Source organism: Sulfitobacter sp. SBS6 (genome assembly GCF_048285585.1).
GTDB lineage: Bacteria > Pseudomonadota > Alphaproteobacteria > Rhodobacterales > Rhodobacteraceae > Sulfitobacter > Sulfitobacter pontiacus.
Genome location: NZ_JBLWBA010000004.1, coordinates 49,914 through 67,574, shown reverse-complemented (window position 1 = coordinate 67,574; position 17,661 = coordinate 49,914). Strand labels below are relative to the sequence as shown.

The following is a 17,661-nucleotide window of genomic DNA, read 5'->3' as shown; positions in this document are numbered from 1 at the left end:
GGCACATAGGCCGGGGCTTTCGTCATTTCAGAACGGGTGGAGAAGCTTACGCTTCGCCGCCTTCTTCTTTCTTGATTTCTTCGCCGGTTTCCTGATCGACAACTTTCATCGACAGGCGCACCTTGCCGCGATCGTCAAAGCCAAGCAGCTTCACTTTCACTTCCTGACCTTCCTTCAGAACATCCGAAGGGTGGTTCAGGCGGCGGTTTTCGATCTGGGATACGTGTACCAGACCGTCGCGCTTGCCAAAGAAGTTCACGAAGGCACCGAAATCAACGATCTTGACGACGGTACCGGTGTAAACCGCACCTTCTTCAGGCTCGGCCACGATGGACCAGATCATGTCATAAGCTTTCTTGATCGAGTCGCCGTTTGGCGATGCGATCTTGATGATGCCTTCGTCGTTAATGTCGACTTTCGCGCCGGACACTTCAACGATCTCGCGGATCACTTTACCGCCGGACCCGATCACTTCACGGATCTTGTCGGTTGGGATCTGCATCGTTTCGATGCGAGGGGCGTGAACCGAGAATTCACCCGCGCCGGAGATGGCTTTGTTCATCTCGCCTAGAATGTGCACACGGCCCGCTTTGGCTTGTGCCAGAGCTTTCTCCATGATCTCGGGCGTGATGCCGGCGATCTTGATGTCCATCTGCAGCGACGTGATACCTGCTTCGGTACCGGCCACTTTAAAGTCCATGTCGCCCAGGTGGTCTTCGTCACCCAAGATGTCGGACAGGATCGCATAGGAGCCGTCTTCTTCCAGGATCAGACCCATGGCAACACCCGCGACGGGCGCTTTCAATGGCACACCTGCGTCCATCATGGACAAGGAGCCACCGCAAACCGACGCCATCGAGCTGGAGCCGTTCGATTCAGTGATCTCGGACACAACGCGGATGGTGTAGGGGAAGTCGGTGGAGGCAGGCAGAACCGCCTGCAACGCACGCCAAGCCAACTTGCCGTGACCGATTTCGCGACGGCCGGGGCCACCGACACGGCCAACTTCACCAACCGAATAGGGCGGGAAGTTATAGTGCAGCATGAAGTTGGATTTGAAGTTGCCGTGCAGCGCATCGATGAACTGTTCGTCATCGCCGGTGCCCAAAGTGGTCACAACCAGACCCTGTGTTTCGCCACGTGTGAACAGCGACGACCCGTGTGTACGGGGCAGGATGCCGGTTTCGGCCACGATGTCGCGGATTTCGTCGGTCTTACGGCCGTCGATACGCTTACCGGTTTTAACCACGTCACCACGCAGGATGGACGCTTCGAGGCCTTTCAGAGCGGACCCGAGGTTCGCGTCTTCCAGTTGCTCTTCGGTCAGCGCGGCTTTGATTGTTTCGCGGGCAGCGGCAACAGCGGCGGTGCGCTCTTGCTTGTCGGCGATTGCAAAGGCGGCGCGCATAGCGTCTTCGCCAGCAGCTTTGACAGCTGCGGACAGGTCCGAATAGTCAACCGGCTGGAAGTCAAACGGCTCTTTCGCGGCGTCTTCGGCCAGATCGATGATCAGGTCGATAACAGGCTGGATCTGCTCGTGCGCGAATTTCACCGCACCCAGCATTTCTTCTTCCGACAGCTCATAGGCTTCGGATTCAACCATCATCACGGCTTCTTTGGTGCCGGCGACAACCAGATCAAGACGTTGATCAGGGTTCAGGCGCAGGTCCTGCATGTCGTCGACGGTCGGGTTCAGAACGTAATCGCCATCCTCGAAACCAACGCGGCAGGCACCGATCGGGCCGCGGAACGGCGCGCCGGAAATGGTCAGCGCTGCGGAGGCAGCGATCATCGCGACCATGTCGGGATCGTTAACCAGATCGTGGCTGAGAACGGTACACATCACCAGAACTTCGTTTTTGAAGCCGGGAACGAACAGCGGACGGATCGGACGGTCGATCAGACGGGCTGTCAGGGTTTCCTTCTCGGTGGGGCGGGCCTCACGCTTGAAGAAGCCACCCGGTACTTTACCGGCGGCATAGTATTTCTCTTGGTAGTGGACGGTCAGCGGAAAGAAGTCCTGACCGGGTTTTTGCTGGCGTGCAAAGGTGACGTTCGCCATGACGCTGGTTTCGCCCAGTGTCGCAATCACCGAACCGTCTGCCTGACGGGCCACTTTGCCAGTTTCCAGTGTCAGCGTCTCTTCGCCCCACTGCATGGATTTTTTCGTTACATTAAACATCTACGTTTCCTGTTTCGGCCCGGATCGGGCCATTTGCGTAGAGGGCATATTCCCCCTGACTCCGGTATCTTCTTTGTCGGGCGCTGGAGTCCGGGCGCCGGCTTTCAGATTGTGCGGCCATACAGCAGTTTGCCTGCGATGGGAAGGGAAGCGTTGCCCCCTACACGCGGCCCTGCACGCCACAGATTGCAAGCCGCAGCAGAGCGGCAAGGGGGTCAGCCTGACAAGGTCTTGAACATCTTGTAGTTTTGCAAGCTGACCCCGCCTTTGGTGACAATATTGGGGGCCTCGACGGTCCAGCCCATACGCGTGAAAAATGGCTTTGCCTTTTCGCTGGCAAAGGTCCGAAGACGTCGCGCGCCGAATATGCGGGCACGGTCTTCGATGGCAAAATACACAGTGCGCCCCACGCCTGTGCCCATATGATCGGGGTGCACAAAGGCCAGATCGATCAGCCCCTCGCGGTCAAGGGTCATGAAGCCCGCCATACGGTTGTCTATCTCGGCCACGATACCCGACACGGTATCAAACCGCCCTCGCCATGTGGCGGGTGCGGGGGCTTTTCCGGCCCAAGCGATGCGTTGTTCGGCCGAATACACATCCGCGGTGCCCTGATGCACCGCAGCAAAGAAAAGCAGCGCGGCTGCATCGGTATCTTGCGGGGTGAGGTCACGCAGGTTGATTGGCATAGGCTCTCCTTGTGGCGCACATCACTAAAGCACAGGGGGAAACGAAAAAACCGCCCCCTGTTGCCAGGGCGCGGTTTTCATCGTTGTGGCGGTGCAGCGCTGGTTAGCGGCGCAGGCCCAAACGTTTGATCAGGTCCTGATAACGCGCGTCATCTTTACCTTTGACATAGTCCAGAAGCTTCCGGCGTGTCGCAACCATTTTCAAAAGGCCACGGCGACCGTGGTTGTCTTTCTTGTGGGTTTTGAAGTGCTCGGTCAGCGTTGCGATGCGCGAGGACAGAATGGCAACCTGTACTTCGGGCGAACCGGTGTCGCCTTCTTTGGTGCCGAATTCTTTCATGACGCGTGCTTTTTCTTCTTGCGTAATCGACATCGGGGTCTCCTTTTCGAAGGGTTAAAGTGATGGCACAGGCCGGGATGTCGTCCAGCACAGGCCCATGGAGTATCACCCGCTGACAGGAATCATCGGGCGATGGGGGCGTATAGGAAAGTTTCGCCCCCTTGGCAAAGGATTAATGCGTCGCGGGGCGCGTTGGCTTCTTTGCCCGTTGAGAGGGCATCGGCGGTTCAGCCGCGCGTTAGCCCCGCAGCGAGGGCCGAGCTGAGGGGGATAAGCGATAGGTCGCCCGGCATCAGCAACTGGTCCGACTGCACCATGGCCACAATCGCCCCGTCCATTGATATCAGATGGGAGTGCAGATCCTCCGGATCCGGTTCAACTGCCACCTTGGGCGCTGTCGCGGCTGCATCGCTGTCGTCCCAGACCAGCAGCAGACTGTCATCTTCTATGTCGAAACTGCGGATATCGACGATGCCATCGGGGCTGACCCAATCGCCAAGGATCACATCATCACGCCCTGCGCCCGGGGTCACCGTGTCGTTTGTTCCCGCAAGGATCACATCATCGCCGCCACCGCCATTCAGGTAATCCCCTTCGTCGATATCGGTGACGCGCGCATCCTGCCGGTCCGGATCGACGGTGCCGTCAATCGTATCGTTCCCCCATCCACCAAAGAGCGCGTCTTGCCCGCGCCCCCCAATCAGCAAGTCATCGCCCAAACCGCCCATCACGGCGTCATCCCCGCTATCCCCGAAAAGCGTATCACCCCCGGCAGAGCCGTTTAGCGTATCGTGGCCCGCGCCGCCCTGCAGGATGTCATCGTCATTATGGCCGGTAAGCCCATCCGCATCCTCGGCCCCCGCCAATAGATCATCGCCATCATTGCCATGCAGGTCATCGTTGCCCGCGCCGCCCCTCAATGTATCATCGCCGCTGTCCCCAAACACGGTGTCATCGCCATTGCGCGCCTCCACAAGGTCATCACCGCCATAGCCCGCGATCTGATCGCTGCCGCCCGAGCCGATAATCAGGTCATCCCGGGGGGTGCCGGAGATCACATCGCCGGCCGGTGCATCTTCGTCGGTGGTTGTCTCCTCCTCCTCGACCCCGATGTCGATAAAGGCGGCGGCCCCGACGGTGATCAACCCCATTAATCCGGCAAGAAACAGCATGTGCAAACCCGACCCTATTGCCCGCATCACGCGGGGATACAGATGAAACAGCCCCAAAACCCAAGGCCGCATCAGCACCATAGAATCAAGAAAGTTAAGCTTGCCCTAAAGGCCCCAGAAAATCGGTTCCTGAGCATAGCGGATATACAAAGGATGCTTGGGATGCCCGTCCTTGGACAGGCCCAAATGGTACACGGGCGTTTGGCTGCGCGACAGCAGTTCTTGCACCTGCGCACCCCGTCCAAGATGTGCGCCATGGGTGCCCCAAGCCGCGATCACCTGATCGGCCCACAAGATACCTTCGTTCAAAATCATATCGTTATCAGGGCCGACGGGGTCTTTGGCCTGACGCATCAGCTTGGGGCTGGTTTCGCGCCAGGCAAAGATATTGGTGACCTGAAACCCCCCGAAGCCCAAGGCGCGGGCACGGCGCTCGCACCGCTCGACCGTTGGGTCGTTTTCGATTTCCGTCGCTTTTGACGGATTTAGCATGACGAACAGCACCCGCTCCGCCTCGGGGGTCCAGACGCGGGTCAGACTATAGCGGTAGTTTTCGCAGTCCGAATAGACAGCCGTCGAAGGCGCATCGCCCTTGGTATGGCTGCGCGTGATCACGCAGAACCGGGCTGGTTGAACACACGCGACGGATGCAATTCGCCCGCCTTGAAACGCCCAACAGCAACGGCGCGGCCCTCAAACGACGCCCAGACCTCGTCGCCATATTCAACGTCATGGGCGATCACCATACCGGGGTTGCCGTTGCGCAGACGAGTGGCCCCTTCCGGCGTGGCTTTCACCTCTGGCAGGTCCTGCAACCCTTGCTCTAACGGCAGCAAATGCGCGTCCAAAGCGTCTGTGCGCGCCATATCTTCGATCTGCGCCAGCGTCAGCCCTTCAGAGGCCTCGAACGGGCCCGACCAGATGCGGCGCAATTCGCGCACGTGGCCCAGACAGCCCAAGGCTTGTCCCAGATCGCGCGCAATCGACCGGACATAGCCGCCCTTGCCGCACACCATCTCCAACGTCACGTGGTCGGCATCGGGGCGGTCCACCAGCAGCAGCTGTTCGACAAAAAGCGGGCGGGCGGCCAGATCCATCGTTTCACCGTCGCGCGCCAGTTTATAAGCGCGCTGGCCGTCGATCTTTACGGCGGAAAACTGCGGCGGCACCTGCTGGATGTCACCGATAAACTTGCCCAAAGCATCCTTGATCGCGTCGTCATCAGGCCGCAGCTCCGAGGTTGCGATGACCTCGCCCTCGGCATCATCGGTATTTGTCGCGATCCCAAGGCGGACCGTGAACTCATAGGCTTTCATCGCGTCCGTGATAAAGGGAACCGTCTTGGTTGCCTCGCCAAGCGCGATCGCCAGAACGCCGGTGGCTTCGGGGTCAAGGGTGCCCGCATGGCCCGCCTTATTCGCGTTCAGCGCCCAACGGACTTTGTTCACCACGGTTGTAGAGGTCGGGCCAGCGGGCTTGTCCACCACCAACCACCCCGAAATATCCCGTCCCTTGCGCCTGCGTCCCATATCAAATGCCCTTAACTGATTTGCCCGCCTCCTATCAAAGGTCCGGCAAGATTGCCCAGAGACTCTGGCTTCCAAATGGTGAAAAATCCTCGCCGAAGGCAAGAAAACTCTTGTTGCGCTACGGTGCGTCGGGCTTCACGACGCCAATGATAGGGCCAAGCGCGCTAAAGCCCAAGTCATTGCGGCCCAGATCGGGTGCGCGCATCCTCGAGATATTGCCATCAAAATAAAGCGCATTTGGCAGCTTTAGGTGATCCCGGAACAGCAGCGCGAAATCATAGAAGTTCACCGTCTCGTTCGAGATGGCAAAAACCGCGCGTTTGCCATCGGCGCTGGTACCAACGCCGTTGCGGATATAGCGCGAGGTGCCATCTTTCAGAAAGCGCGGGTGCATCTTGCCATCGATCACCAACATCGGTCCCGATTGTGTGGCGCTGCGGCAGTCGGGGGCGTCGCGCAGAAAAGCTTTGGTTTCGATCACATCGGCACGCCCGTCGCGCAGGCAGAGCACGCCATTGGGCAGCAGGCCAAAGTTACCGGGGCCGTCGCTGCTGATCACCTGCTGATATTCTTTGCCGTTCTCAAGGTAATAGCCCACCGGCGCACGGGTATCGTGATACATGCCCGCGTTCATCGCAAAGCCCAGCTGTGCGCCGCGCTTTTTCAACGCCGTATTCAATGTGTTGAAATACCCATGCGGTTTGCCGTCCGCATCGTAGAGGAACAGCTCAAGCCGGTCCTGCGTCAGGTCGACGTGGCACAGGGTATAGCCGGTGCCGTTGTAGGTCAGGGTTTCGCAGGTTTCGGCTTGGACGGGCGCGGCGGCCCAGCCCATGAAGCCAAGCGCGGCCCAGAACCGTTTCACGCGTCTTCCGATCCGCGGTCGGGGGCGTCAGCATCGCGGCGCACCACGTCCTGCGCCAGCATCCGGCGCGTTTCGTCCATACGGTCGAATGTTTCGTCCAGTTGGAACCGCAGGTCCGGTGCGTATTTCAGGACCAGCTTCTTCGCCATCAACCGGCGGAGCTCGCCCTTGTTGCGCGCCAGCAGCTTAAGCACGTCTTCCTGACCGTCTCCGCCCAAAGGCAGCACATAGGCCGTTGCGATCTTCAGGTCGGGGGAGGCGCGTACTTCGCCCACGGTGATCGACATCCGGTTCAGCTCAGGGTCGTGGACATCGCCACGCGCCAGAACATCCGATAGGGCGCGACGAATGGTTTCGCCTACGCGAAGCTGCCGTTGCGACGGGCCTGAGCCCTCATGAAACTTGTTCTTTGCCATGCGCTTCATCTAAGGGTTCGCTGAGGTTTTGCCAAGCAGATCACCACGCGCTAAACCGGAACCGAATAAGGAGCATAACATGAGCGATACACCCGGCATAGTGATTACAGGGGCTTCGGGCCGCATGGGCCAGATGTTGATTGGGCAGGTTTCTGCCAGCGACAGGGTGCATCTGGCGGGTGCGGTAGAACGTGCCGGGCATGCGTGGGTCGGTCAGGATATCGGTGTTGCTATGGGCGGCACTGCTGTTGGCGTGATCGTGACCGATAACGCGGCAGAGGCGATGCAAGACGCGCAGGCGGTCATCGATTTCACCGCTCCGGAAGCGACACTCGCCTTCGCCAAGATCGCGGCTGACGCGGGTGTGGTTCATGTTATCGGCACCACCGGTATGACCGACGCGCAGATCGGCGCGCTGGACGGACCTTCAACGCAGACGGTGATCGTGCGGGCGGGCAACATGAGCCTGGGCGTTAACCTTTTGACCCAGTTGACCAAACGTGTCGCGGCCGCGCTTGATGAAGACTTTGATATCGAGGTGATAGAGGCGCATCACAACCAGAAGGTCGACGCGCCGTCGGGCACTGCGCTGATGCTGGGCGAAGCCGCCGCGGAAGGGCGCGGCGTCGCGCTGGCGGATGTCTCTGACCGCGGGCGTGACGGGATCACCGGTGCGCGCAAGCGGGGTGACATCGGGTTCACAGCGATCCGCGGGGGCGACATTGTGGGCGAACATGACGTGATGTTCGCTGCCGCGGGCGAGCGAATCATCTTGCGCCACATCGCGTCGGATCGCGCGGTTTTTGCGCGCGGTGCCATCAAAGCTGCCGTTTGGGGGCAGGGGAAACCTGCCGGAGCCTATGATATGCTGGACGTTCTGGGCCTGAACGACTGACGCCTCCTGCCGCCCTGTCACTTAACCGTGGTGAAACTATCTTAACCTCTGGCCCGTATATTCATGGGAACAATCTGGTTGGAGGGTGTGATGAAAAAACTGACGTTACTGACCTGCGCAGCGTTCTTTGCGCTGACCGGGGCCGCTTGGGCAGAATTCCAGAAACTGGACAGCCAGCGCGATTTCGTTTCGGTGGTGGAGGGTAAAACACTGACTCGCCCGCTGGTCGAATTGCGCGTCACCGAAAGCGGCGGCATATCGGGTACAGGTGCCGTGTGGGACGTGTCGGGCCAATGGGTCTGGAAGGGCGGGTATTTCTGCCGAAGCCTGATCTGGGGCGATGACGACCTTGGCTACAATTGTCAGGAAGTCGCTGTAAACGGTGGGAAAATCCGCTTTACCTCGGATAAGGGGGCAGGGCAGTCAGCGGTCTTCTCGTTGAAGTAGCCTCGCCTATGTTCAAGCGCCACAGGGCGCTTGGCCGTAATCTTGATCTGCGCGACGCATTGTCAGCGCATAGGGAATTCAGCGCATGGGGAAAGGTGTCTTAAAAATCGATAGCGATGCCCTTTTTCTCCCAATCGCCATAGCGGACAGGTTCTGGTCCGTCGCGACCACCAAGCTCTGTCGGCAGGTCCAGTGCCTGCGCGGCCTTGCGGCGTTCGGCGGCCTCCGCCAGCGCGCGTTGCGCGGCGGCGGGAAGCTCTTGTACCATCGGCATCGGATCGGGCGTGGGTTCTGGGGGAATATCCGGCCCGGGCTCCGGCATGGGTGTCGGATCATGGGGTGGGCTTGGCATGGGGCGTTTGCCGGCTTCGGTCATACTCTCATCCTCTTGAGGCCACTGTCCCCTTGATATACGCCGGAACCAAGCCCAGACAACCCGGGCACCCCAAAGAAGAAAGCGTATCGCATGTCAGACACCGGCGTTCAGGCCCGCAGAAGTGCGGTGTACCTTTTGGATATGATCCTGGGGGAAGAACGTCTGATGTCAGAGCTCTTGTCGGCGGGGGCGTTGGACAAGCTGCCCCCCGATGACCGCGCACGGGCGCAGCGTTTGGCAATGGATACCCTGCGCGGAATGGAACGCGCCGACCGTCTGTTGCAGAAACACCTGTCGAAATACCCGCCGCTGACCGTGCGCAACGCGCTGCGCGTCGGCACCGTCGAACTGTGTCAGGGCGGCGCTGCCCACGGCGTGGTGAATGCGATGGTCGAACTGGTCGCGACGCATAAAAAACTCGGGCACCTCAAGGGGCTGACCAATGCCGTTTTGCGCAAAATCGCCGCCGACGGCCCAGAGGCATGGGAGGCCTTGCGCGCGCCGCGCTTGCCAAAATGGCTGCGGGGTCCGCTGACCGAAGCCTGGGGGCCCGACGCGATGACGGGTATCGAAGCCGCGCATTTCGCAGGTGCGCCACTGGATCTGACCGCGAAACGAGATCCTGAAAGTTTGGCCGCGGCCGTGGGCGGCACCGTCTTGCCCACCGGTTCGGTGCGCGTCGCCGATGCGGGGCAGGTCACCACCATGCCCGGTTTTGCCGAAGGCGATTGGTGGGTGCAGGACGCCGCCGCGGCGCTGCCCGTTAAAATCCTTGCGCCACAAAAAGGCGAGGCCGTGCTGGACCTTTGTGCCGCACCGGGGGGTAAGACCATGCAGCTTGCCGCCGCAGGTGCGCAGGTGACGGCGGTCGATAACTCCAAGCAGCGGATGCAGCGGGTTCGGGAAAACCTTGCACGGGTGCATCTGCCGGCCAAAGTCGTTGTCGTCGATGCGCGCCGGTTCGAGGGGACGTTTGACGCGATTCTGCTGGATGCGCCTTGCTCTGCCACGGGCACGATCCGTCGTCACCCCGATCTGCCCCACGCCAAGGATGGGTCCGAATTCGGTGATCTGATCGAGCTGCAGTCGGAAATGATCGACCATGCGTGGTCCCTGCTCAACCCCGGGGGGCGCTTGATTTTCTGCACCTGCTCCCTGCTGCCCGACGAAGGCGAAGTGCAGGTCGACGAGGCGTTGGAACGTCATGCGGATATGCGGGTCGACCGCGACGCTTTGGCTGTGCCCGGTGTTGATCCCGCGTGGACAACCCAAGAGGGCGGCCTGCGTTTGCGCCCCGATTACTGGCCTGAACTGGGTGGCATGGACGGGTTTTACATCGCCTGCCTGCGCAAGGACGCCTAAAGACCCAACCTGACGCGGGCGGATTTGCGTCGCCCGCAAAAACCCGTGTCAAAATGCGGTGACTCAGGTGGCAACAGCGGCTAACATCCGCAAAACGCCAGCAGAGCGTACAAGGGCAGCCGCATGACAAGTACCAGCTTCAATGCGCGAAAAACGCGTTTTCTAAACCGGTGGCACGCCCGTGCCGCGACCAAGACGCGTACCCAAGCGAGGGGATTCGTTTCCTCTCCCGAACCGCGCACCATTGGGTCTTTTGCGCGGGGTCGGCAGCTGATCGCGGGCAACCTCCTGTTTTCCGGCAGTCTGATCGAAGCGCCAGACGCGTCAAGCCTGTGGGAAGTCGCCACGCCGGATCAGGATTTCGCGCGTGATCTGCATGGTTTCGCCTGGATGGATGATCTGGCTGCGGTTGGCGACGTGCGCGCCCGCGGTACGGCGCAGCGTTGGCTTTGGGGCTGGATCGACCATTACGGCAAGGGCCGAGGCATCGGCTGGACCCCTGATCTGACCGGCAGGCGGCTGATCCGCTGGATCAACCACGCGCTGTTTGTACTGCGTGGCACCTCGCAAGACGAAAGCGATGTCTTCTATCGCTCGCTGGTCGAACAAACTGATTTCCTGTCGCGTCGCTGGCATGCCGCAGCCCCGGGATTGCCGCGGTTCGAGGCGCTGACCGGGTTGATCTACGCCGGTCTTTCGCTTGAGGGGCAAGAGTCGCGCGCCGATCCTGCGATCAAGGCACTGGCCCGCGAATGCGAGGCGCAGATCGATGCGCAGGGCGGCCTGCCCACCCGCAACCCCGAAGAGCTGTTGCACGCATTTACCCTTCTGACATGGGCCGCCGCCGCGCTAAGCGATGCGGGACGCGGCACGCCAACTGCGCATATGGAGGCGATCGAACGCATCGCGCCCACCCTACGCACCCTGCGGCATTCCGACGGCGGGCTGGCGCGGTTCCATGGCGGCGGGCGCGGTGCCGAAGGCTGGCTGGATCACGCGCTGGCCACGGCGAAGATCAAGACGCGCCAGCCGGACGGGCTGTCGATGGGGTATGCGCGCCTGTCCGCAGGGCGCACCAGTGTGATCGTCGACGCCAGCCCGCCCCCCGGCGGGGCCGCATCGTTCAATGCCCATGCCTCTACGCTTGCGTTTGAACTGACCAGCGGGCGGCGCCCTTTGGTCGTGAACTGCGGGCCGGGCGATTCATTTGGCGCTGATTGGCGGCGGGCGGGGCGTGCGACACCGTCGCATTCTGGCCTGTCGCTTGGCGGCTATTCCAGCGCGCGACTGGCAGAGCCCGACCGGCACACGGGCGCCGAGGCTTTGATCGAATGCCCGACCTATGTGCCCGTCGAAATCGGCTCCGTCGGGGACGGCACCCAGTTTCAGGGCGCGCATAATGGCTATGTCGCGGGCTTTGGCCTGACCCATGCGCGCAGCCTGGAACTGACCCACGACGGTCGCGGCCTCGCGGGGGAGGACATGCTGCTCGCGATAGAGCCCGCTGAAAAGCGTGTCTTTGATCGGGAAATGGATGCGGTGAAGCTTGCCGGTATCCCGTTCGAGATTCGTTTCCATCTGCACCCGGATGTGGATGCCACCGTCGATCTGGGCGGGGCGGCAATTTCCATGGCCCAGAAAAGCGGCGAAATCTGGGTGTTCCGTCATGATGGGACGCATAAACTGTCTTTGGAACCAAGCGTTTACCTTGAGCGCAACCGGTTGAAACCCCGCGCGTCGGTGCAAATTCTGCTTAGCGGGCGGGTCGTCGACTATGCCAGCAGGGTCAGGTGGTCCTTGTCCAAAGCGCAGGAAACTGCGATTGGCGTGCGAGATTTATCGCTCGACGATCCATATGATGACCAAGACTGACCAAAGGAACCTCCCCGATGCCTGATCTTCACCCCGTCTCCCGCGCGCTTCTTTCCGTATCTGACAAGACCGGTCTGGTCGAGCTGGGGCAGGCGCTCGCGGCGCATGGGGTCGAATTGCTGAGCACCGGCGGCACCGCCAAGGCGCTGCGCGACGCAGGTCTGGAGGTCAAGGATGTGTCCGAGGTCACCGGCTTCCCCGAGATGATGGACGGTCGGGTCAAGACGCTGCACCCCGTCGTGCACGGTGGGTTGCTGGCGCTGCGTGACAATGACGAGCACGTCGCGGCGATGGACAAGCATGACATTGGCGCGATCGATCTGGTTGTGGTGAACCTGTATCCCTTTGAAGAAACCGTCGCCAAAGGGGCGGAATATGCCGAGGTGATCGAGAATATCGATATCGGTGGCCCTGCGATGATCCGCTCCGCCGCGAAGAACCACGGTTTTGTGAATGTGATCGTCGATGTCGAAGATTATGCGACAGTGATCAACGAACTGTCCGAGAATAACGGGCAGACCACCTATGCGCTGCGCCAGCGTTTGGCGCAGACGGCCTATGCCCGCACGGCGGCCTATGACACGGCTGTCAGCACATGGATGGCCGCGCAGGTCGGGGACACCCCGCGTCGTCGTACCGTGGGCGGCACGCTGGCGCAGACCTTGCGCTACGGCGAGAACCCCCACCAGCAAGCGGCCTTCTACACCGATGGCTCGGCACGTCCCGGTGTTGCTACGGCGACCCAGCATCAGGGTAAAGAACTGTCGTATAACAATATCAACGACACCGATGCCGCCTTTGAACTAGTCAGCGAATTCGATCCGGCCAAAGGGCCTGCCTGTGCGATCATCAAGCACGCCAACCCCTGCGGCGTGGCGCAAGGCACGTCGATGGTGGATGCCTATACCCGCGCGTTCGACTGCGACCGCACCAGCGCCTTTGGCGGGATTATCGCGCTGAACCAGACGCTTGACGCCGAAACCGCCGAGGCGATCAGCGCGATCTTTACCGAGGTCGTGATCGCGCCGAACGCCACACCCGAAGCGATGGAGATTTTTGGCAAGAAGAAGAACCTGCGCTTGCTGACCACTAACGGTCTGGCCGATCCGGCCCAGGCCGCGTTGTCGTTCCGTCAGGTGTCGGGGGGCTATCTGGTGCAGGACAAAGACGTTGGCCGCATCACCATGGATGACCTGAAGGTCGTGACAAAGCGCCAGCCGTCCGATCAAGAGCTGTCGGACCTGATGTTCGCCTGGACCGTCGCGAAACACGTGAAATCCAACGCGATCATCTACGTCAAGGATGGCGCGACCGTGGGCGTCGGTGCCGGCCAGATGAGCCGCGTCGACAGCACGCGTATCGCCGCACGCAAAGCGCAGGATATGGCCGAAGCCATGGGCTTGTCCGCACCGCTGACGCAGGGCTCTGTCGTCGCTTCCGATGCGTTCTTCCCCTTTGCTGACGGGTTGATCACTGCCGCAGAAGCAGGGGCGACAGCGCTTATCCAGCCCGGCGGGTCGATGCGGGATGACGAAGTGATCGCAGCAGCGGATGAGGCCGGGCTTGCCATGGTCTTTACCGGCATGCGCCACTTCCGCCACTAACCACGGAAAGCGGTCGTTATGCGTACTATTTTTTGGGCCGGTTTTGCGGCGTTTCTTGCGGATCAGCTTAGCAAGTATCTTGTCGTGCATACGATGGAGCTTAGCCGTATCCGGTCCATCGACGTATTGCCGCCGCTGATCAACTTTCGCTACGGCGAGAACCGCGGGATCAACTTTGGCCTTTTCGGTGATGGGTCCGACGCAAGTCGTTGGATCCTCATCGGGCTGGCCTGTGCAATCTGCGTGGGCGTGCTGATCTGGGCAAGCCGCCAAACCATGAGCCTTTGGGCCAATATCAGCGCAGGTCTGCTGATCGGGGGGGCGTTAGCCAATGTGGTTGATCGCCTGATCTACGGCTATGTGCTTGATTTCTTGAACATGTCTTGTTGCGGTATCAATAATCCTTTCGTGTTCAACATCGCCGATATCTTCATTTTTGCGGGCGCTTTGGGGCTGATTTACTTTACCGGCGACACCAAAAAACCGGCGAAAGCCACACCGAAAAAGGCCCGGAAAAAAGGCCAGTGACAATTACCGCGTGACTGCGATATTGGTACAAAGACCTTAACAAGTCCTTAAGGAGATCCGTCATGCGCTTTGTCGCCGCTCTTGTCTTGCTACCGCTTGCCCTTGGGGCCTGCGGCAACACTGGCCTGCGGGACATTCGCAGCACTGCGAAAGGGCCTGACGAATTCATGGTCCAGCCCTCTAAACCCTTGCAGCAGCCTGATAGCTATAACGCGCTGCCCGTGCCAACGCCGGGGCAGGCGAACCTGACGGACCGCAACGCGATTGCCGAAGGGGTTCTGGCCTTTGGCGGCACACCGCAAAGCAATGCAACAGGCATCCCCGCCTCGGATGCCGCGCTGGTGCAACAGGCCAGCCGCATGGGCGTGTCGGCGAACATACGTCAGGAACTTGCCGAAACCGATGCTGCGTTCCGCAAGCGCAAGGCGCGGTTCACGCAGATCAAGATCGTGCCGACAGATCGCTACGACCAAGCCTACAAACGCCAGATCCTGGATGCCCCCCGCGAGGCCGCGCGCTGGCGTCGGGCCGGTGCACGCACGCCCTCCGCCCCTCCGGCAGAGTGACGCTGGCCGAATTACAATTCTGTTAGGTCCCTTGATCACCCCGTGGGGTGGCGTAAGTAAGAGGTCTCAGGACCCTGCTCAAAGGACCGACCATGATCAGATTACCGGCCCTCGGGGCCCTATTGGCGCTTGCGCTGCCCACCACAGCCGCGCTTGCGCGTGACAACGAAGACGTCACGCATTTCACCTTGGACAACGGGATGGAGGTCGTGGTCGTCGAAGACCACCGCGCCCCCGCTGTGCAGCAGATGGTGTGGTACCGCGCTGGCTCGGCGGACGAACCCAAAGGGTCGTCGGGCGTGGCGCATTTTCTTGAACACCTACTGTTCAAAGCCACCGACAAGATGGAGTCGGGCGAGTTTTCAGCGACGGTTGCCAAGAATGGCGGGCGCGATAACGCCTTCACCAGTTATGATTATACCGCCTATTTCCAAAGGGTTGCCGCAGACCGGCTTGAACTGATGATGCAGATGGAATCCGACCGGATGAAAAACATCCGTCTGACACCGGAAAACATCGCGACCGAACGGGATGTGATTATCGAAGAACGCAACCAGCGCACCGAAAATGACCCGAGCGCGCTGTTCCGTGAACAGCTTAATGCCGCGCAATACCTCAACCACCGCTACGGCACGCCGATCATCGGATGGATGCACGAGATGCGCGCGCTGGACCTGCAGGATGCGCTGGATTTCTACAAGCTGTATTACTCCCCCAACAACGCGATCCTTGTCGTCTCGGGCGATGTAGAGCCTGAAAACGTTCGCACCCTGGCAGAGCAATATTACGGCAAGATCCCCGCCAATCCGGATCTGCCCGACCGATCGCGGACGCAAGAGCCGCCACAGACCGCCGAACGTCGCCTGATCTTTCGCGATGACCGCGTTGCACAGGAATACGTCAGCCGGTCCTATCTGGCGCAGGAACGGGATCCCGGTGACCAGAAAACCGCAGCGGCCCTGACCATGTTGGCCGAACTGCTGGGCGGTGGCACCACATCCTATTTCGCCGAAAAACTGCAGTTTGACGCGCCTGTCGCGACCTATTCAGCGGCGTTCTATAGTGGCCAATCGCTGGACGATACGACTTTTAACCTTGTCGTTGTGCCGCAACCGGGCGTGTCCTTGCAGGACGCCGAAGATGCCATGGACGCCGCCATCGCGGGTTTCATGAAAGACGGGGTGGATGCCGAGCAACTTGAACGGATCAAGCAACAGGTCCGTGCCGAACAAATCTATGCCCGCGATAACGCCGACAGTGTCGCTAACCGCTATGGCAGCGCCCTTGCCATCGGGTTGACCGTGCAGGACGTGCAGGATTGGCCGGATGTGCTTGAGGCCGTGACAGCCGAAGACATCATGCAGGCCGCCAAAGATGTATTTAACCGCGAAGCCTCCGTCACAGGGTGGCTGATGCGCGAAGAGGTGACGGAATGAGACTGTTTTACGCAATCGTCCTGACGGTTCTGGCCGCGCTGCCCGCCCGGGCAGAGGTCGACATCCAAGAGGTAACTTCCCCCGGTGGCATCACCGCGTGGCTGGTAGAGGAACATTCGATCCCCTTCGTCGCAGTTGATGTGCGCTTTCGCGGCGGTGCATCGCTGGATGCCCCCGAAAAACGCGGCGCAATCAACCTGATGACGGGCCTGCTGGAAGAGGGGGCCGGTGACATGGACGCACGCGATTTCGCCCGTGCCGCCGAAGGGCTGGCCAGCAGCTTTCGGTTCAGCGTGGATGACGACGCGCTCTCCGTATCCTCGCGGTTTCTCACCGAAAATCAGGACGCGTCGATCGCGTTGTTGAAACAGGCGTTGCAGACGCCTCGGTTTGACCCGGATGCGATTGAACGGGTGCGCGGGCAGGTGCTTTCGGGGATCCGCTCCAGCGCGAAAGACCCGAACGATATCGCGCGCAAAAAGATGGACGAGCTGCTGTATGGCGATCACCCCTACGGCTCGCCGCTCAGCGGGACTGAAGAAACGGTGACCGCTCTGACACGCGATGACCTTGTCGCGGCACATAAGGCTGTGCTGGCGCGCGACCGTATCTTCATCGGTGCGGTGGGGGACATCACGCCAGAAGAGCTGGGCCTGATGCTTGACGAACTGTTGGGCGATCTGCCCGAAACCGGTGCGCCGCTGCCCCCACAGGCCGAGGTCTCTATCCCGTCGGGCACCACGGTCGTCGATTTCCCGACGCCCCAATCCGTCGCGATTTTTGCGCAAAAGGGCATTTCCCAGAAGGATGATGATTTCTTTGCCGCGACCGTGTTGAACCAAGTGCTTGGCGGTGGATCGTTTGAAAGCCGTCTGATGACCGAAGTGCGCGAGAAACGCGGGCTGACCTATGGCGTCTATTCCTATCTGGTGCCGATGGATCTGGCTGAAACATGGCAAGGATCGGTCAGTTCGGCGAACGACCGGATCGGGCAGGCGATGGATGTGATCAAGGACGAATGGGCCAAAGCCGCGGCCGAGGGCGTGACCCAGCAAGAGTTGGACGATGCCAAGACCTATATCACAGGCTCCTACCCGCTGCGTTTTGACGGCAACCAGACCATCGCGAGCATCCTTGTGGGGATGCAGATGATCGACCTGCCCATCGACTATATCGCCACGCGCAACGACAAGGTCGAGGCGGTGACGCTGGACGATGTGAAACGTGTTGCCGACGACCTGCTGGACCCTGACGGGCTGGCCTTTGTTGTTGTCGGCCAACCCGAAGGGATCGAGGCCACGGCGCAGGACAACGACTGACCGCTGCTTTCACCACAGGACTAGACACAAAAAACGGGCGCTTCTCAGCGCCCGTTTTTCGTT

Annotated in this window: 18 protein-coding genes; 9 read left to right on the top strand and 9 right to left on the bottom strand. The window is 60.6% G+C overall.

The features are described from left to right. Positions 1-46: 46 nt before the first annotated feature. The 8 genes from pnp to rbfA form a co-directional block, all read right to left on the bottom strand. Complete coding sequence (gene pnp, locus ACNQ62_RS01590) at positions 47-2,182, bottom strand: polyribonucleotide nucleotidyltransferase (RefSeq protein ID WP_009825473.1); 2,136 nt, start codon at positions 2,180-2,182, stop codon at positions 47-49. 215 nt (positions 2,183-2,397) lie between these two features. Then, on the bottom strand, positions 2,398-2,871 hold the full coding sequence (locus ACNQ62_RS01585; protein ID WP_418094054.1) for a GNAT family N-acetyltransferase: 474 nt from the start codon (positions 2,869-2,871) through the stop codon (positions 2,398-2,400). A 103-nt stretch (positions 2,872-2,974) separates the two neighbouring features. Beyond that, on the bottom strand, positions 2,975-3,244 hold the full coding sequence (gene rpsO / locus ACNQ62_RS01580) for a 30S ribosomal protein S15 (protein WP_005850267.1): 270 nt from the start codon (positions 3,242-3,244) through the stop codon (positions 2,975-2,977). A gap of 194 nt (positions 3,245-3,438) precedes the next feature. Further along, complete coding sequence (locus ACNQ62_RS01575) at positions 3,439-4,383, bottom strand: calcium-binding protein (RefSeq protein ID WP_418094053.1); 945 nt, start codon at positions 4,381-4,383, stop codon at positions 3,439-3,441. Positions 4,384-4,488: 105 nt separating this feature from the next. Continuing rightward, a complete protein-coding gene (locus tag ACNQ62_RS01570; protein ID WP_037965287.1) occupies positions 4,489-4,998 on the bottom strand; it encodes a DUF1643 domain-containing protein in 510 nt (169 codons plus the stop codon). Next, the gene (gene truB, locus ACNQ62_RS01565; protein ID WP_418094052.1) at positions 4,995-5,912 is read right to left on the bottom strand and encodes a tRNA pseudouridine(55) synthase TruB; all 918 of its coding nucleotides are present in this window, start codon (positions 5,910-5,912) and stop codon (positions 4,995-4,997) included. Before truB ends, ACNQ62_RS01570 begins: the two co-directional genes overlap by 4 nt. A 118-nt stretch (positions 5,913-6,030) precedes the next feature. Then, positions 6,031-6,777, bottom strand: coding sequence for a phosphodiester glycosidase family protein (locus tag ACNQ62_RS01560; RefSeq protein WP_005850259.1), 747 nt, complete (start codon positions 6,775-6,777; stop codon positions 6,031-6,033). Next, entirely contained in the window at positions 6,774-7,193 is a 420-nt protein-coding gene (rbfA, locus tag ACNQ62_RS01555; RefSeq protein ID WP_037953962.1) for a 30S ribosome-binding factor RbfA, read from the bottom strand. Before rbfA ends, ACNQ62_RS01560 begins: the two co-directional genes overlap by 4 nt. Before the next feature lie 79 nt (positions 7,194-7,272). Here rbfA and dapB point away from each other — a divergent pair, with 79 nt between their 5' ends. Both dapB and ACNQ62_RS01545 read left to right on the top strand, forming a co-directional pair. Further along, positions 7,273-8,088, top strand: coding sequence for a 4-hydroxy-tetrahydrodipicolinate reductase (gene dapB / locus ACNQ62_RS01550; protein WP_418094051.1), 816 nt, complete (start codon positions 7,273-7,275; stop codon positions 8,086-8,088). Between the two features lie 90 nt (positions 8,089-8,178). Beyond that, positions 8,179-8,535, top strand: coding sequence for a dihydrodipicolinate reductase (locus tag ACNQ62_RS01545; RefSeq protein ID WP_235183737.1), 357 nt, complete (start codon positions 8,179-8,181; stop codon positions 8,533-8,535). Positions 8,536-8,635: 100 nt separating this feature from the next. Here ACNQ62_RS01545 and ACNQ62_RS01540 read toward each other — a convergent pair whose 3' ends face one another. Beyond that, positions 8,636-8,911 carry a DUF1674 domain-containing protein gene (locus ACNQ62_RS01540; protein ID WP_418094050.1) on the bottom strand — a complete coding sequence of 92 codons (276 nt, stop codon included), beginning with the start codon at positions 8,909-8,911 and terminating at the stop codon, positions 8,636-8,638. A gap of 90 nt (positions 8,912-9,001) precedes the next feature. Here ACNQ62_RS01540 and ACNQ62_RS01535 point away from each other — a divergent pair, with 90 nt between their 5' ends. From ACNQ62_RS01535 to ACNQ62_RS01505, 7 genes are all read left to right on the top strand, one after another. Continuing rightward, complete coding sequence (locus ACNQ62_RS01535) at positions 9,002-10,273, top strand: RsmB/NOP family class I SAM-dependent RNA methyltransferase (RefSeq protein WP_418094049.1); 1,272 nt, start codon at positions 9,002-9,004, stop codon at positions 10,271-10,273. 123 nt (positions 10,274-10,396) lie between these two features. Continuing rightward, positions 10,397-12,145, top strand: a complete 1,749-nt coding sequence (locus ACNQ62_RS01530) for a heparinase II/III family protein (RefSeq protein WP_037942797.1) — start codon at positions 10,397-10,399, stop codon at positions 12,143-12,145. Between the two features lie 17 nt (positions 12,146-12,162). Then, a complete protein-coding gene (purH, locus tag ACNQ62_RS01525) occupies positions 12,163-13,749 on the top strand; it encodes a bifunctional phosphoribosylaminoimidazolecarboxamide formyltransferase/IMP cyclohydrolase (protein ID WP_418094048.1) in 1,587 nt (528 codons plus the stop codon). An 18-nt stretch (positions 13,750-13,767) separates the two neighbouring features. Beyond that, positions 13,768-14,277 carry a signal peptidase II gene (gene lspA, locus ACNQ62_RS01520; RefSeq protein WP_418094047.1) on the top strand — a complete coding sequence of 170 codons (510 nt, stop codon included), beginning with the start codon at positions 13,768-13,770 and terminating at the stop codon, positions 14,275-14,277. A gap of 62 nt (positions 14,278-14,339) precedes the next feature. After that, positions 14,340-14,843, top strand: a complete 504-nt coding sequence (locus ACNQ62_RS01515; protein WP_037965271.1) for a DUF3035 domain-containing protein — start codon at positions 14,340-14,342, stop codon at positions 14,841-14,843. A gap of 92 nt (positions 14,844-14,935) precedes the next feature. Further along, positions 14,936-16,279 carry a M16 family metallopeptidase gene (locus ACNQ62_RS01510; protein ID WP_288959571.1) on the top strand — a complete coding sequence of 448 codons (1,344 nt, stop codon included), beginning with the start codon at positions 14,936-14,938 and terminating at the stop codon, positions 16,277-16,279. After that, positions 16,276-17,598 (top strand): M16 family metallopeptidase, encoded by a 1,323-nt coding sequence (locus ACNQ62_RS01505; RefSeq protein ID WP_418094046.1) that lies wholly within the window; start codon positions 16,276-16,278, stop codon positions 17,596-17,598. Before ACNQ62_RS01510 ends, ACNQ62_RS01505 begins: the two co-directional genes overlap by 4 nt. Positions 17,599-17,661: the final 63 nt, after the last annotated feature.